The 15,562-nt window shown below is 50.3% G+C and carries 12 protein-coding genes and 5 pseudogenes; 12 read left to right on the top strand and 5 right to left on the bottom strand.

The window, feature by feature from the left end; genetic code table 11:
• Positions 1–333 precede the first annotated feature (333 nt).
• Positions 334–1,911 (top strand): methyl-accepting chemotaxis protein, encoded by a 1,578-nt coding sequence (locus tag IG609_RS02315; protein WP_102117225.1) that lies wholly within the window; start codon positions 334–336, stop codon positions 1,909–1,911.
• Positions 1,912–2,547: 636 nt separating this feature from the next.
• Positions 2,548–4,497, top strand: coding sequence for a methyl-accepting chemotaxis protein (locus IG609_RS02310; RefSeq protein WP_193397848.1), 1,950 nt, complete (start codon positions 2,548–2,550; stop codon positions 4,495–4,497).
• Between the two features lie 30 nt (positions 4,498–4,527).
• Here IG609_RS02310 and IG609_RS02305 read toward each other — a convergent pair whose 3' ends face one another.
• Positions 4,528–4,842 carry a hypothetical protein gene (locus IG609_RS02305; protein ID WP_193397894.1) on the bottom strand — a complete coding sequence of 105 codons (315 nt, stop codon included), beginning with the start codon at positions 4,840–4,842 and terminating at the stop codon, positions 4,528–4,530.
• Here IG609_RS02305 and IG609_RS02300 point away from each other — a divergent pair.
• From IG609_RS02300 to aspA, 7 genes and pseudogenes are all read left to right on the top strand, one after another.
• Positions 4,771–5,967: pseudogene (locus IG609_RS02300) on the top strand (ISL3 family transposase); the annotation flags it as partial. The gene IG609_RS02305 and the pseudogene IG609_RS02300 sit on opposite strands and share 72 nt — an antisense overlap.
• Positions 5,968–5,978: 11 nt before the next feature.
• A pseudogene (locus tag IG609_RS20695) lies at positions 5,979–6,062 on the top strand (hypothetical protein); the annotation flags it as partial.
• Between the two features lie 163 nt (positions 6,063–6,225).
• On the top strand, positions 6,226–6,495 hold the full coding sequence (locus IG609_RS02295) for a hypothetical protein (protein ID WP_193397847.1): 270 nt from the start codon (positions 6,226–6,228) through the stop codon (positions 6,493–6,495).
• 13 nt (positions 6,496–6,508) lie between these two features.
• Positions 6,509–6,853, top strand: coding sequence for a type II toxin-antitoxin system RelE/ParE family toxin (locus IG609_RS02290; protein WP_193397846.1), 345 nt, complete (start codon positions 6,509–6,511; stop codon positions 6,851–6,853).
• 485 nt (positions 6,854–7,338) lie between these two features.
• Positions 7,339–7,674 (top strand): hypothetical protein, encoded by a 336-nt coding sequence (locus IG609_RS02285; protein ID WP_193397845.1) that lies wholly within the window; start codon positions 7,339–7,341, stop codon positions 7,672–7,674.
• 664 nt (positions 7,675–8,338) lie between these two features.
• Positions 8,339–9,334 carry a LysR family transcriptional regulator gene (locus IG609_RS02280; protein ID WP_039539586.1) on the top strand — a complete coding sequence of 332 codons (996 nt, stop codon included), beginning with the start codon at positions 8,339–8,341 and terminating at the stop codon, positions 9,332–9,334.
• Between the two features lie 235 nt (positions 9,335–9,569).
• Positions 9,570–11,009 carry an aspartate ammonia-lyase gene (gene aspA / locus IG609_RS02275; protein ID WP_193397844.1) on the top strand — a complete coding sequence of 480 codons (1,440 nt, stop codon included), beginning with the start codon at positions 9,570–9,572 and terminating at the stop codon, positions 11,007–11,009.
• A 290-nt stretch (positions 11,010–11,299) separates the two neighbouring features.
• On the opposite strand, the gene IG609_RS02270 is transcribed toward aspA, so the two are convergent.
• Both IG609_RS02270 and IG609_RS02265 read right to left on the bottom strand, forming a co-directional pair.
• Positions 11,300–12,421, bottom strand: a complete 1,122-nt coding sequence (locus tag IG609_RS02270) for a ribosomal protein uL16 3-hydroxylase (protein WP_193397843.1) — start codon at positions 12,419–12,421, stop codon at positions 11,300–11,302.
• A gap of 90 nt (positions 12,422–12,511) precedes the next feature.
• Positions 12,512–12,913 carry a GNAT family N-acetyltransferase gene (locus IG609_RS02265; RefSeq protein ID WP_226373328.1) on the bottom strand — a complete coding sequence of 134 codons (402 nt, stop codon included), beginning with the start codon at positions 12,911–12,913 and terminating at the stop codon, positions 12,512–12,514.
• A gap of 303 nt (positions 12,914–13,216) precedes the next feature.
• Here IG609_RS02265 and IG609_RS02260 point away from each other — a divergent pair.
• The 3 genes and pseudogenes from IG609_RS02260 to IG609_RS02250 all read left to right on the top strand — a co-directional run.
• Positions 13,217–13,417 (top strand): annotated as a pseudogene (locus tag IG609_RS02260) (hypothetical protein); the annotation flags it as partial.
• A gap of 60 nt (positions 13,418–13,477) precedes the next feature.
• On the top strand, positions 13,478–13,798 hold the full coding sequence (locus IG609_RS02255; RefSeq protein ID WP_005971241.1) for a type II toxin-antitoxin system RelE/ParE family toxin: 321 nt from the start codon (positions 13,478–13,480) through the stop codon (positions 13,796–13,798).
• The gene (locus IG609_RS02250; protein ID WP_005971242.1) at positions 13,788–14,072 is read left to right on the top strand and encodes a helix-turn-helix domain-containing protein; all 285 of its coding nucleotides are present in this window, start codon (positions 13,788–13,790) and stop codon (positions 14,070–14,072) included. Before IG609_RS02255 ends, IG609_RS02250 begins: the two co-directional genes overlap by 11 nt.
• Positions 14,073–14,316: 244 nt before the next feature.
• Here IG609_RS02250 and IG609_RS02245 read toward each other — a convergent pair.
• Both IG609_RS02245 and IG609_RS02240 read right to left on the bottom strand, forming a co-directional pair.
• A pseudogene (locus tag IG609_RS02245) lies at positions 14,317–14,451 on the bottom strand (CopG family transcriptional regulator); the annotation flags it as partial.
• Positions 14,452–14,496: 45 nt separating this feature from the next.
• A pseudogene (locus IG609_RS02240) lies at positions 14,497–15,382 on the bottom strand (tyrosine-type recombinase/integrase).
• Between the last annotated feature and the right edge of the window lie 180 nt (positions 15,383–15,562).

Genomic DNA, 15,562 nt, shown 5'->3' with positions numbered 1-15,562 from the left:
CTGTTGAAGCTATAAAAAAGAAATAATGTGTCATTTAACTCATGAATTCTGTTACCTGTGATCGTTATTTTAACGGTATAAATAATTATCGATTATTGATGGTGGTCACATTTTATTTTCCCTATTTGTGAAACATCCACCTCTCACATTAAAAATAAAAATATTTATTAAAATATTAAAAATTAACAGGATTTAATCTCGCCATTATTAACATTGTTGTTGTTAAATCCTGTTTATTCGCCAACCTCTCTTTATCGAATTACATATTATAAAGATCTTATTTTCTTTGCCGTTATCACTACTACCTTCTCTCTATAATCAATAAGAATAGCGATGAAATTCTCTCAACTCACAGTGCTTTCCAAATTGTTACTCGGATTTTCCGTCCTGATAGTTATGATGTTGCTATTAGGCGTAGTTTCACTCTTACAGCTTAGTATTAACAATAGTCGTATTGATGAATTAAGCAGCAGCAGCCTCCCCGGCGTGCGATATAGTCTGGAAATGCGCGGTGTACTGTCTGAAACACGTTTGCAGCAAGTACAGTATATTGACTCAAAAACCCCCGAGGAACGCGAAGGCCACCGTAAAGAATTACTGCAAAATGCTGATGCCTTCATGACGGCGTTTAAGAATTACCAAACCGTTGCCAGCACTGAGGATAAAAAAGCGCTGATTAAGGTGATTGGCGAAAACTTCTCTGCTTTCAACTCCGTCAACGCCACGCTGATTGACATCGTGAATCGGGGCGATTTGGAAGAAGCCAGTAAAATAAGTGGAGCAAGCTCTGGCAAGTATCGCGGCCAACTCATGAAAGATCTGGCGAAACTCGTCGAGATGGAAATCGCGACAACCAAAGCGATCGTAGACAGCGCGGAAAGCACGTACCGCACCTCACAATACTATGTTTGGGGGCTGCTGGTGTTGGCGCTGCTGGCAACCATTGCTATCGCGACCATCATCTCACGTAATATTTCTCGTCAACTCGGCGGCGATCCACATTACGCACAAGAAATCATGACTGAGATTGCCTCCGGCAATCTGACAGCGCAAATCCACCTGCGCCAAGGGGACAACAGCAGCCTGCTTGCTTCAATCCACTACATGAACCAGCAGTTGATGAGCATAGTGCATACCATCATGAGCGGCAGTGAATCCATCTCGCTGGCATCCAACGAGATCGCTCAGGGCAACAGTGACCTGTCACAGCGTACCGAAGAGCAAGCAGCCTCGTTGATTCAGGCCTCGGCCAATATGCAGCAGTTGACGCATACCGTGCGACAGAACGCAGATAACGCCAAAGAAGCCAGCCAGTTGGCGCAGCAAACCTCCGAAACGGCTTCTCAGGGTGGGCTTATCGTAGACGACATGCTCAAACGGATGCATGAAATCTCCGACAGTTCACAGAAGATCGTCGATATTATCGCCGTAATTGAAGGTATTGCCTTCCAGACCAATATCCTTGCGCTGAACGCAGCGGTAGAAGCAGCCAGAGCGGGCAGTGAAGGGAAAGGCTTTGCCGTTGTGGCTGGTGAAGTACGGACGCTGGCACAGAAGAGCGCCAACGCCGCCAAAGAGATCAAAACACTAATCGAAGGCACCGTCGAGAAAATCACCGATGGCTCCGCACGGGCAGATAAAGCCAGTCAGGCGATGTCGGAGATTGTGCAGTCGGTGAAAAAGGTGACGGATATCGTGGCAGAAATTTCGCAGGCTTCGAACGAGCAGCACATTGGCATCAAAGAGATCAGTGTGGCGGTAGAACAGATGGATCGCGTCACGCAGCAGAACGCCGCGCTAGTTGAAGAATCCGCCATGGCCGCACAATCCATGACCGAACAGGGTGCGCAGTTGCGCGATGCCGTTCGTTTCTTCAAAGTTAATCAAGATCACACGCTGAGAATTCATTAATGCTCATCAGCCCCGCTGGCGACTCGGCGGGGCTGACACCTATTTCTGAGTACTATTTCTGAGCACTATTGCTTCTGATAAAAGCCCTTCCAAGCCTCTCCCCTATAACGGCACAATACGCCGCACGTGCTGGTGTGATCATCATCTTTGATGAACCTGAGCGGCCTGCTGCGGTTCTGGCAGGAGTTTCGGACTAATAAAGCCGCCGAAGCACTGAAATCGATGGTGCGGACACCGCCTGCCGAATCAGGCCCCCCGATGAAACCTTCTCGCCATACATTCAGGATCGCTGTCTTTCTTACCCTGATTTCACTGATTAACATCACAATACTGTTCACCGTAATCTAAACTGTAAAAATACCGATACAGCAGCAAAAACAAATACCACCTTAGATGTGGTATAAGTTAACGATCTTATTGTAAAAAAAGAGAGAAAAAAGATATAAACAATTAAATAATAAGCAATATATTATTATTGACAGGGTGGTACACAAAATAGACATGGTTTTTTTAAGGGAAGCATGGCGTCAGCGCTAAACCATTCTCTTATTAGGCCGAAACTAGAATAAACCCTTGTCTATTTTTGCACACTGCACATGTCAGGAACGAACTACTTGCAGACTATGGAGCACACCTATGAAATCACTTCATCACATCTCGATCCGTAGTAAGTTCATTCTTGCCCTTCTCCCGCCCATCCTCGCCCTCCTCTGGTTCAGTTTTTCCGGCGTGATGGAACGCCGCAACATAGAAAATGAAATGATCCGTATGGAGAAACTCATCACACTGGCGCGCGATGCAGGCGAGTACGTTCACCAATTACAGCGTGAGCGCGGCTTGAGCGCAGGCTATTTTGGCAGTAAGGGGAAAAATTTTGGCCCGGAGCTTACCACGCAGCGGCAAGCCACCGATCGGGCACAGCAGGTGCTTGAGCAAACCGCCGCAAACCTGAGCCGCGCGGAGCTTGGCGATGCCGTCAGCGAAGAACTCGATCGCGTCACCCAAAAAATACATCAGCTTGGGGAACATCGCCGCAGTGTCGATAGCATATCGATACCCGTCGCCCAAGCCATTGGCTACTATTCCGACTCGGTCAGCAATCTTCTAAGTATCGTTGGGGATATGACCCATATGGTTAGCGACGGCAGTATTGCCCAGCGGTTGGCAGCCTATTACAACCTGCTGAACGTCAAAGAGCAGGCCGGGCTTGAACGCGCGGTGCTTTCCAACACGTTCTCTGCCAATAGCTTTGCTCCCAGCATGTTTGAACGCCTGAACCAAATGGTTGGCAAAGGAGAGGCCTACACCACGGCCTATAACATGTTCGCCAATCCCGAGCTGCGCAGGGCTTTTGAACAGGCCCTCAACAATCCTTCTGCACAAAGCGCACTTCAGATGCGCAACAAGGCCATCACCTCTCCTGGCGGTAATTTTGATATCGATGCTACTCAGTGGTTTAACCAACAAACGGCAAAAATCGATGAGTTGAAAAAGGTTGAACAGCTTGCCACCAACGACCTGACGACACAGGTGAATACCTTAGCCGCCAAGGCCCGCCAGTCGTGGATTAGCTATCTGGCCGGTGTGCTGGTTTCTCTACTCATGGCGCTCGGCCTTGCTTTCATGATCATACGCAGTATCAACGAGCAGCTTCAACAAACGCTGACAACCATTCGCGAGATGGGTGGGGATCTTACTCGTCGCCTGCGCGTGCCAGGAACCGATGAACTGTCACAACTGAATCAGGCGTATAACGCCTCACTGGAAAACATCGCCAATATGGTGGTGAGTATTAAACGCAGCTCACAGACGATCGGACAAGCCAGCAGCGAGATCGCCAATGGCAATCAGGATCTGGCGCAGCGTACCGAAGAGCAATCCGCTTCGCTGGTACAAACCGCCAGCAGCATGGAAGAGATTACCGCCACGGTAAAACAAACCGCCGACTTTGCCGGACAAGCACGCCAGTTGACGACAGAGGTGGACGATCAGGCCCACCGCGTCGGAACCATTACCGAATCCGCCAGCGGCGCGATGGAAAAAATTCAGGATGCTAGCCAACGCGTGAATGCAGTGGTTTCCGCCATTGATGCCATTGCCTTTCAGACCAACCTGCTGGCGCTAAACGCGGCGGTTGAGGCCGCACGAGCGGGGCAGCATGGCCGCGGGTTTTCTGTCGTCGCAGCAGAGGTTCGTCAGCTATCGCAGCGCAGTGCAGACGAAGCAGGCAAAATCCGCGCGCTCATCGCTGACAGTATTGCCAGCGTCAGCGAAGGGACGAAGCTGGTGAACCAATCGAATCGGGGGATTAACGATATTGTCACTGGCACCCGTAAAGTGCGCGATTTGGTAAATGAAATCGCGGTCGCCACCGATGAGCAATCGCTGGGCATCGCGCAAATTAACGAAGCACTCAGCCAGTTAGAGATGGTCACGCAGCAGAATGCGACGCTGGTTTCTCAGGCTTCCGTTGCCAGCCAGTTACTGGATGAACAGGCAATTGAAATGGAATCGCTGGTCAGCCGCTTCAAGGTTGAGGACAGCGCACCGCAGCAGACTTTGCGACAAGCGCTGTTAGCCAGGTAGAGCAAAAAGAGACCTGCCCCACAGAAAACATCACGACAGCGCCTGCAACGGAGAGCGCTGTCGCTTATCAGCAACGTTAATTTCGCCCAGTACGAAGGCAAACAAATAAACCTGCCAGCCACCTACCCCGTCCAACCTGTTACAGATGGCATACCATCGTGAGCATATTTTTGGTTCATCGCGCTTTAGCGTGAACGAATAGAAAACGGCAGTCAGAACGTTTAGGTTTGTCTTCGCCAAAAAACACCCTGAACCTTCAAAACTGCCGCTACCATGAATGCTAACCTGACTTCGCTTTTCTGGAAAGGATTCGGTGTCTCCTCCTGCACTGTAATTGCCTTTCATACTCTGCTCATCCGTCTTGAGCCTCTCCCTTCACCACCTGCCTGCTGTCGACGCTGTAACCAGCATGTCTGCGCGATACACGATACGACCCTGCGCCGTGTCAGGGAGCGCGAGTTGCTTGACTGGCAGGTCTGGCTGGATATTCCTGTTCGTCGTTTACGCTGTCCGTCCTGTGGCATCACTACCGAAAAAATCGACTGGCTGCCCGAACGTCAGCGCTACACCGCTGCCTTAGCGACATGGGTTGAGTCACTGGCTCGTCTGCTGCCGATTAAGCACGTAGCCAGACTGACTGGGCTGCACTGGCATACCGTTAAAAATATCGATTACCGGCGTATGCAACGGGAAGTCACGGAGCCAGAACGACATACACTTCGTCGTCTCATGATGGACGAATTCGCCCTGTTTAAGGGACACCGTTACGCGACTGTCGTGGCGGATGCGGATACGCAACAGGTCCTGTGGGTGGGGGAAGGCCGCAGCAGAGCCGCCTTGCGTCCCTCCTTCATCTGGCTGGGGCCGGAGGGATGCGCCAGTATCGACTCGGTTGCCATGGACATGAATACCGCTTTTGACCTTGAAGTCAGGGAGCACTGCCCTCGGGCTAAGGTAGTGTATGACCTGTTCCATGTGGTGGCGAAGTTTGGCCGCGAAGTCATCGACAGAGTGAGGGTCGACTAGGCGAATCAGTTGCGTGATAACCCGAAAGCCAGGCAGGTCATCAAACGCAGTCGCTGGTTGTTGTTGCGTAATGCGGAAAATCTGCCGGATGGGCATGAGGTGAAGCTGTCAGAGTTACTGGAAGCCAACCAGCCGCTAAATACGGTGTATGTGATGAAAACGGCGCTGAAAGAGCTGTGGTACGCCCCGGATGAACAGGAGGCAAGGCAACGGTGGAATGAATGGTACAGGCAATCACAGGAAAGCGGCATAAAGGCGCTGAAACAGTTCGCCGACAGGCTGAAAGGGTATGTAGGCGGGATTATAGCCAGCGCGACGCATCACCTGAACACCAGTGTACTGGAGGGGATGAATAATAAAATCAAGGTAATCAAACGCATGGCATATGGATACCGGGATAACGACTACTTCTTCCTGAAGATAAAAGCAGCGTCCCCGCTAAAGCGCGATGAACCAAACAAAAGCCCAACGATGCTGACCGACTACGGAAGTATCTGGCACGTTTTGGACTGAACTGGGAGGGGGTGAGACGGGTATAAATTCATCATAAATTTATACCTTAACGTGTAGGCTACGATATCATTACTCTGTTATTCTCAAGGCAACAGCAAGATGAAAATTACTCGCTATCGCCACATAGCAGAAATCTACCGCTTATAGCCATATTCAACATAAGCAATTGGTTTAATTAAGGCAGATGATATGAAAACCACAATGTCTCAGAAGTCGGCCCGTGAAGGCCTTGGCAACCCTGAACTGTTCCAGGGGGGCGTTTATGTAACGAAAAATGGTTCCGCAGAACTCTTTGTGCAAACAGCGGCAGAGCGGGAAGCAGAACTGCTTGAAAGAGAAAGAGAAAGGCAATCTAACGCACTCTTGAAACTGGTGATGACGGCCAAAAAAGAAATTAAAGACGGTCAGGGAATGTCCGCCGAGGAAGCCCTACAAAAATTACGTGAAGCGCGAACGTAAATAAGGAGCCAATTTGGCCAATTCGTACACCATTAAAGTCGCTCCCGCGGCTGTCTGGTCTTTGCAGGACGCAGAGTCTTATAAATCTCACTATATCGGTATTGCGCAGGCCGCTACGTGGTCTGAATCCCTGTTCTTATCATCCATACAGGCCATTTCTCAAGATCCTGCCCGCTACAGGCATAATGCAATATTATCCGATAAGGGAATCGCACTCCGCGAGCGCCTCTCGATAGAAGATGATTTTCGCTGTTTATATGATGTTGATGAAGAGCATGGCGTCATAGAGATCCTGCTTTTTGTCAGCATGAAACAGGACCTTGAAAAAATGCTTTATCGCTATCATGTGTTGAGCTGATGGGTTCCATAAGATACCGCTCGATAAACAGAAAACTTTTCCGCCCCCACAGGCAGCGTAGTCGCCTCATTTTAGGGGAAACACAGGGGGAGGTTCCCGTAGGGAGGCCTCACCCCTGTGGTCGCCCCGTGTATCGCGGTTTGCCAGCGGAGGCTTTCAAGCCTGTTTCTGCGAGCTCCATTCCAAAACCTGCTGTAATTCCACTGTAAATCCATCCACCCTATTCCACGTTTTCCGCCGTTGGAATACAGTCTCTGTGCTGCGGCAACATCCGCAGCCGGGCTTGGAACCCCGAACCTCTCAAGACTGAAAAACGCTTTGTTTTTTCAGAGGCTGCGTGCACACTCTTTACGGTGACGCAGGCAGGGCAACCGCAAGGTTGACCGGTCTTCTTGAGAGCCGGGGTTCCAATCCTGTCTGTGTCACCCCCCAAGTTTGGAACCTTGTGTGGTGGCGGACTTAATTATCTCAAGGAAAAAATGACCATGACGGACACTCACGCCACACCCGCTGACAGCACCATTACTATTTTCCGCGACCTGATCGCCAGCCTGCCTTTCGCGCAGTTAGATGACGTTCAGCTCTGCGACCTCGGCGCAATTGCCGCCGAATCGGTCGAAGGCCTGTGCCACGGCCTGCATTACCTCGGCGACACGCTACAAAATGACGTTGAACTGCCGCAAGAAAGCCTCAGCCAGCTCGGCGCGTGCCTCAACGCCACCGCACACCTGATTCCGGCACTGCTGGAAATGTGCGAACAGGCGGAACGCCATGTGCGAACAGTAACGCCAGTGAGCGACGAGCTTCTTACAACACAGTAAAAACAATACCTTATGACTACTTAGGTTGGTCTTAGCCACATTTTTATGCTGCCGTTGAGGTAGTTTCGTGCGCGATAATGACGTCATTTTCATGCGACTTCGTAGCACGCGCCCGACACGGGACGGCTCACACGCCGCTCGCCCCGTGACCCCAGGCTTTCGGCGGAAATTATGCCGCTGACGCGGTACCTTCGTCGGTATCTGACTTAGCGGACCGCTTGCGGCACGTTTACTCGCCCCATAAATGGGGCTCGCCCTTCGGGCCAGCACGAGTGCTGTTCAAAAACGTCTCTGACGTTTTTGTCCGACGTGGCGCAAGCTTTCGCCGCGTCCTGCGGCTCATCCTAAGCAAGCTATCTCCTCAGCATAATTTTTTACGCCTGATAACAGCAAAATCCGCAATCCCCTGTATTTATGTATAAAAACAACACTAAAAAGGGGAAGAATACAATCGGTGCTCTAGCAGCCACACCGTGTCATTCATTTTATCTTCAGATCCGCTAAAGCTAGAAATAAGAAAAAATGAATCAGTGATGCAACCTGTATTTTTTCTGAAGTTAGCCGACTATTCTGACCTCAGTTAGCGAGGTCGTAGTCAGCGAGATGAGATAGACTAACGCTTCATATTTCGACGACATTCACCTTGCAGCGTAGGCAAACTCACATGGTTAAACGCACAGTGTCCGCCAATAAATCGATCGATATGTACGCCGTCTATGTTTTTGTGACGATGGCGGAAGCAGGAAGCATGACGGCAGCCGCCACGCGGTTAGGCCTGACGCCCTCTGCCATTTCGCAAACGATCCGGTTATTGGAAGAAGATTTCGGCGTCAAATTGGTAAACCGGGCTCGTCGCCCCTTTGTCCTGACGCCTTACGGCATTGCGTTGAAAAACCGAGGAGAAATCCTGACGGAGGAGATCGCGAACCTGAAGGCGCAGGTGCTGGAAGCAGGAAAAGGGATTAAACCTGACTTGCGTATCGGCCTGGTGGATTCGTTTGCTATCACCTGCGGTTCGGTGTTTACCAAGAGTTTGATGAAGAGCTCATCGCAGTTGCTGATTCGTACCGGGCTCAGCCCGCAGCAGGGTGAAGCGTTAATGCGACGCGAGCTGGATTTGATCGTCACCAGCGACCCGTTGATCGACAGCGATAGCGTGGTGCGTCATCAGTTGTTTTCCGAAGGCTATTTCATTATCACGCCGCCGGATTACCGCAAACGCATCAAAACGGTCGAGGACATCCGCGAGCTTTCCGCCGCACTGCCGCTGGTGCGTTTTAACCGGAACTCGCAGATTGGGATGCAGATTGAGCGCTACCTGCGCCGCATTGATGTCCGCGTACCAAACATGCTCGAATTTGATAATGCGGATACCTTAACCTCGATGGTGGCGGCAGGTATCGGTTGGGCGGTAACCACTCCGCTCAGTTTCCTGCAATCCGTTGCACATTCTCGCGAGGTGCTGACGCATATGCCGGAACCTGTGAATATCAAGCGCTCGCTTTATATTGTTGGGCACCGTGATGAATACAGCGCATTCTTTGAAGAAGCGTGCGATGTCACGCATGACATTATCAAAACCGTATTTATTCCGAAATTGAAAACGCTGAACCGCGGAATAGAAAAGTTGGTTGAGATTAACCCGGATAATACGGAATAACCTATTAACGATGGGGAGAAAAATAATGGGGGAATATATCCACCACTAGTCATTTAACGATGCTAATTCAATGTTCGTCTCCCCGAGAACGCTTTTTAGTCATGATTTTATACAAATCGTGATGGGTTCGTATTACCTGAAAATCAAAAAACAGGAAAGACAAACCCTAAAAAATCATAGTCTTAATATTGAAAACGATGCTATGTACATCGAACAAGAAAAAGGAAGAAGAACCATGTCAATGAATATCCGTATTGAAGAAGACCTGTTAGGTACCCGTGAAGTCCCTGCTGATGCCTATTATGGTATCCATACGCTGCGTGCGATTGAGAACTTTTATATCAGCAATAGCACCATTAGCGATATTCCAGAATTTGTTCGCGCTATGGTGATGGTAAAAAAAGCAGCCGCGCTGGCGAACAAAGAACTGCAAACCATCCCACGTAAAATTGCCGATACCATTCTGCAAGCCTGTGATGAAGTGCTGAATAACGGTAAATGCCTTGACCAATTCCCTGTCGATGTCTATCAGGGCGGTGCGGGTACGTCAGTCAACATGAACACCAACGAAGTGCTGGCGAATATCGGTCTGGAACTGATGGGTCACCAGAAAGGTGAATACCAATACCTGAACCCGAACGACCATCTGAACAAATGCCAGTCTACCAACGATGCCTATCCGACTGGCTTCCGTATCGCGGTGTACACCTCTATTCTGAAACTGGTCGAAGCGATTACCCAGTTGAGCGATGGCTTTGAGCGCAAAGCGAAAGAGTTCGAAAACATCCTGAAAATGGGCCGTACCCAGTTGCAGGACGCCGTGCCGATGACCCTCGGTCAGGAATTCCACGCGTTCAACGTGCTGCTGAAAGAAGAAAACCGCAACCTGCTGCGCACCGCCGAACTGCTGCTGGAAGTGAACCTGGGCGCAACCGCCATCGGTACGCGCCTGAACACGCCAGACGAGTACCAAAAGCTGGCCGTTCAACATCTGGCAAAAGTCAGCGGTCTGCCTTGCGTACCGGCTGAAGACCTGATCGAAGCGACCTCCGACTGTGGCGCTTACGTGATGATGCACAGCGCCCTGAAACGCGTCGCGGTTAAAATGTCGAAGATCTGTAACGACCTGCGCCTGTTGTCTTCCGGTCCGCGCACTGGCCTTAACGAAATCAACCTGCCGGAACTGCAGGCTGGCTCGTCCATCATGCCAGCCAAAGTTAACCCAGTCGTACCAGAAGTGGTCAATCAGGTCTGCTTCAAAGTCATCGGCAACGATACCTGCGTCACCATGGCGGCAGAAGCGGGTCAGTTGCAGTTGAACGTGATGGAACCGGTTATCGGCCAAGCGATGTTCGAATCCATCCAGATTCTGTCCAGCGCCTGCTACAACCTGCTGGAAAAATGCGTTGACGGCATCACCGCTAACAAAGAAGTATGTGAAGCTTACGTCTTCAACTCTATCGGTATCGTGACCTACCTGAACCCGTTCATCGGCCACCACAACGGCGATATCGTCGGGAAAATCTGTGCCGAAACTGGTAAGAGCGTGCGTGAAGTGGTACTGGAACGCGGCCTGCTGACCGAAGAACAGTTGGACGACATTTTCTCTATTCAGAACCTGATGCACCCGGCTTACAAAGCCAAACGCTACACCGACGAAAACGAAGCCGTTTAATTTTCGTTTTCCGTCGCGCTAGCCCGAAGGAAACTTCGGGCTTTTTCTTGCGCATTATTTGCAGTACGCGAGTACTGATTGCTCTTGAATATTTGCGGTGGCTTATTCCCTACTGACACTATTCCAGCAATCGTGACACGGCGTTGGCTTAAGCTGCCGCTTACGGTTTTGCCGTGTCAGCGTGCAAATTTTTCAGCACGAAAGGGACTGAATAACGCAGTAACTGAGGTAAAGGGAGCATGACATCTCTCCGAGTGATTGATTTCACATCTCCCTAACAGATAGTTCACTTATTCGTCAAAGAACCAATATCCTTGATTAACCAGCTCGGTTAATTCAACCACAAATGCCGGATTTTTCAGCGCCGCACCCAGCTCTTTTTTACCGAGAACGGTATAACGGCACAGCGCATCCGCCGCTTTCGGATCAACGGTATCCAGCCGTTCACTGTTAATGAAGTAGCTACCACCCACTTCAAGAACGCGCAGCCCGCTTAGACGCGTCAGTACACCGCCGTCCATCAACGCCCACACAACCTCATCCGGCTTGTAGGGCGGTTCTGCCGGAGCGATATCCAGCTCGTGGCGCGGCGTCGTCACAAAGCGGCCGAACCACTGCTTCAACGCTTCTGGCTGATTGATCACGTCGATCATCATCTCGCGCAGGCGGTCAAACTCATACGCCTCAACCCGGCCAGGATGCTCCCGACAGGTCAAATCAGGGTCGCTATAGTGCTCACCGCCTAGATCGTTCTCCAGCACATAGTCCGCAAAGCTGCTGATTAAGTCTCTGCCGTTCGGTCCACGGAACCCCACGGAGTAGTTGAGTGCGGTTTCATGCGTGAAGCCATCGTGCGGGAAGCCTGGTGGAATATAGAGAATATCGCCCGGCTCAAGATCCTCATCAATAATCGGTGGGAAAGGATCGACATGCAGCAACGCGGGATGCGGGCAAAACTGACGCATCGGCAACTTGTCACCCACACGCCAACGACGGCTGCCCATCCCCTGAATGATGAAGACATCATACTGATCGATATGCGGGCCCACGCCGCCGCCCGGTACGGAAAAGGAGATCATCAGATCGTCCAAACGCCAGTCCGGCAACACGCGGAACGGACGCACGAGTTCAGCAGACGGCGCATGCCAGTGGTTCACTGCCTGAGCCAGCAGCGACCAGCCGGTTTCACCCAGATTATCAAAATGCTCAAACGGCCCGTTGCTGGCCTGCCACTGACCATTTTTATGGCTGACCAAACGGCTATCGACCTCCGGCTCCATCGCTAGACCCGCCAGCTCATCCGGCGTAATCGGATCGACGAAATTCGGGAAAGCATTCTTCAATACAATAGGTTGTTTTTGCCAGTATTTTTCTAAGAATTCAGGCCAGTTAAGGTTGAGTTGGTAAGCCATGCGTCCACACCAGTGAGAAGAGAAACGGGCCTGATTATAAAGAAGGCCACGCCTTATCTACTTTGTCATTGGTCAATGGGCGGATAACTATCATGCAGACTGCATATTTTTCTTTATTAGATAGTGCCGTAACATGCCTTCCTCAGGAAAATCTGGTAAAGACATGTGCAGCTGATAACCTTGCTTTTCATAGAAAGGAAGTGCCTGAAAACTAAAGGTATCCACAAGCGCATGACGGCACCCAAGACGCATCGCCTCCTGTTCCGCTTCCTTCACCAGCGCGCTACCGAGCTTCAGGCCTCTGGATTCTTCCCCAACCCATAAATAATCAATACACAGCCATAATCCTTTACGCGTGGCGATCAACCCGCCCGTCATCACTCCGGCGCTATTTCGGTGAAAAATACCGATTTGCCCAAAGGAGGCAGGATTAATAAATCGGTAGTTATAGCTCCGAAGACCCGCAAAAAGTTCTTCCCGATCATTATCCATAATGTCGTGTGTCACGATTAATTCCACCCACCCTCTCCAGTTCCCGTTAATTAAAAGTAATGGCCTCGTATGAATAGTGCTCGGCTGAAAATATAGTTTCAGAGATTCCTGAGCTTCTGTACGCCACCCAACGTAGGCACTGCGTTTCAGCATAAGTCCAATCCAATGTTAGGTATATGATTCTTTTTTATGGCGATTGTGATTATCTGTGTGGTTACAGCGGTATCGAGGGGATGCCACATCGCCACTGGCAAACCGTGGGCAGGCAAGCTGGTGACACAGGGTGTGGTGATTTATGTCGTCGGCGAAGACTGCACCCGTTCATTAGTGCGGGATGATATGCGGGCAATGGGCTTTGATGTGAACAAGAAGTTTACCCGTTGGCTGGACAAGCTGGAAAAAGATGGCCTGATCGCCTTTGAGGGGGAGCGGATTACACCGCTATCGCAACGGAATAAGGTGGGGGATGGTTTGCTAATGGTTTACTTTGCCGATACACGCTAAATATAACATTTGAGTTATTATAACTTATAAGTTATATTCCCCATTAATAAGGGGACTGACATGTATGAATTGATTTTTCACCCCGAAGCTGCAAGCGAAATTTATGACCTCGAACCTGTTATGCAGGCGAAAGCGCTTAAAGGGCTTGAAAAGCTTGAAGCTAAAGGGCCCGAGCTAAGATATCCCGACACGGACATCATCGAAGGTGGGTTGTTTGAGCTACGGGTTGGTAGAAAAGACATAAGCAGAACGTTTTTTGCTTACGCAAAAGGACGTAAGATCTATATTTTAAGGACATTCGTAAAGAAAACCCCTAAGACCCCGAAAGCTGAAATAGCACTGGCAAAGTCAAGATGGGAGGAATTGAAAGATGGCAGTTAAAGGTATCAACTTCTCTGAAGTTAAAGCGAAAGCGCTTTCCAATCCTGAAGTTAAAAAAGCGTATGAGGACGAAACTCAAGAAGAAGCGCTTCGCGCGGTTCTGATCGAAATGAAGTCCAAGTCAGGTCTGACAAGTACAGAGATCGCCGCTCGCATGGGTGTAAGCCAACCTGCGGTGAGCCGCCTTGAGAGAAATGTTTCCAGTGCGAGTATCTCAACCTTACAACGGTATGCCGCTGCTTGCGGGATGCAGCTTAAACTGTCACTGGGTTAAGATTCACGCGGTATTTATAAGCCGGATTTTGCACTGGCTTGCCGATTAGCATTGGTGCTACAGGTGCCGCTTGCTATTTCTACATGGTAGAAGACGATCTGGCGGAAATGATATCTAGGTATTAAGAGAATCAGAAAAATCATCCACATAAGAACAATGAGCGCCAGCCCCTCCGCAAAAAGGGGCTGGCGCGGAGCTTAATGCATAGGCTTTAGATACAGGATACGCCCTGTATTTCTATTGATTATACTTGCTTCAGTCTGGCGATAAACGCCTGCATATCAAATTGATTAACAACACGCCCTGCATCAACATCGGCAAGTCCCTGTAAGACCCTCTGATGACGCTGTTCTGCCTCCTCAATCAGAGAAGTGAGCGCTACCGCTGGTTTTTTCGTTTCTTTCATCGCCAGATCTCTAATGAATCAAATATTTTTAAACTCATACGGCACCACATACTCATCCCGATTGGCATCCAGATAATCCGCCCACCATTGCAGCATTAGCCTGCGCTCATCCAGATGCTCCGCTTTGTGGATGTAGGCAGCACGGACGCCGTTGCGTTCCTGATGACTCATCTGGCGCTCTACCGCATCCCGCGACCACTGGCCGGACTCCACCAGTGCGCTACAGGCCATGGTGCGAAAGCCGTGTCCGCACACTTCGGTAGTGGTGTCATAGCCCATGGGTCGTAATGCGTTGTTGACAGTGTTTTCACTCATCGGTTTGGTTGGCAGACGATCGCTGGGGAAAATCAGTTCATGAGCACCGCTGATGGACTTAATCTCTTCCAGCAGCGCTAAAGCCTGTCGGGATAATGGCACCAGATGTTCAGAGCGCATCTTTGCACCGCGCTGCGAGTGCTTCACGCAAAGAATGGCTTCACGTTCAGCCGGTATCGTCCACATAGCACGTTTAAAATCGATTTCCGGCCAGCGGGCAAAGCGTAGCTCACTGGAGCGGATAAAAACGCACAGCGTGAGTTTTAACGCCAGTCTGGTTAACGCCCGCCCTTTGTGGCGTTCTATCCTTGCCAGAAAATCAGGCAGTTTATTCAGTTTCAGGGCTGGCCGATGGGTGGCCTTGGGCGCGGCTATCGCCCCCATCACGCTTCTCTCTGGCCTTTGCCAGCGAAACTAGCGGATAGGCACCGAACGCAATCCGGCTTTCCTTACCTTCAAAGCGGTACTTGAGATACCAGCGCTTAGAGCCGTTAGGACTAACCAAAAGATACAGGCCGTGCGCGTCCGCGAGTTTGTAGGCTTTCTCGCGAGGCTTGTCGGTACGGGCAACAACGTCGGTTAGTGCCATAATTTGGGGGTCAACTCATAATCGAAGTGAATTGACCCTTATCTTGACCCCCAAATCATCTGGATGTCAATGGACGAAAAAAGACCACTGTGGATAAAACAGACAAAATCGCAGCGAGAGAAATGAAATTAAAATCGTTATTTTACAAATAGATATGGACATTACTGGACGATTGCGGAC

The organism is Pectobacterium quasiaquaticum (genome assembly GCF_014946775.2).
GTDB classification, from domain to species: Bacteria; Pseudomonadota; Gammaproteobacteria; order Enterobacterales; family Enterobacteriaceae; genus Pectobacterium; species Pectobacterium aquaticum.
This window is presented reverse-complemented; position numbering and strand designations above follow the sequence as displayed.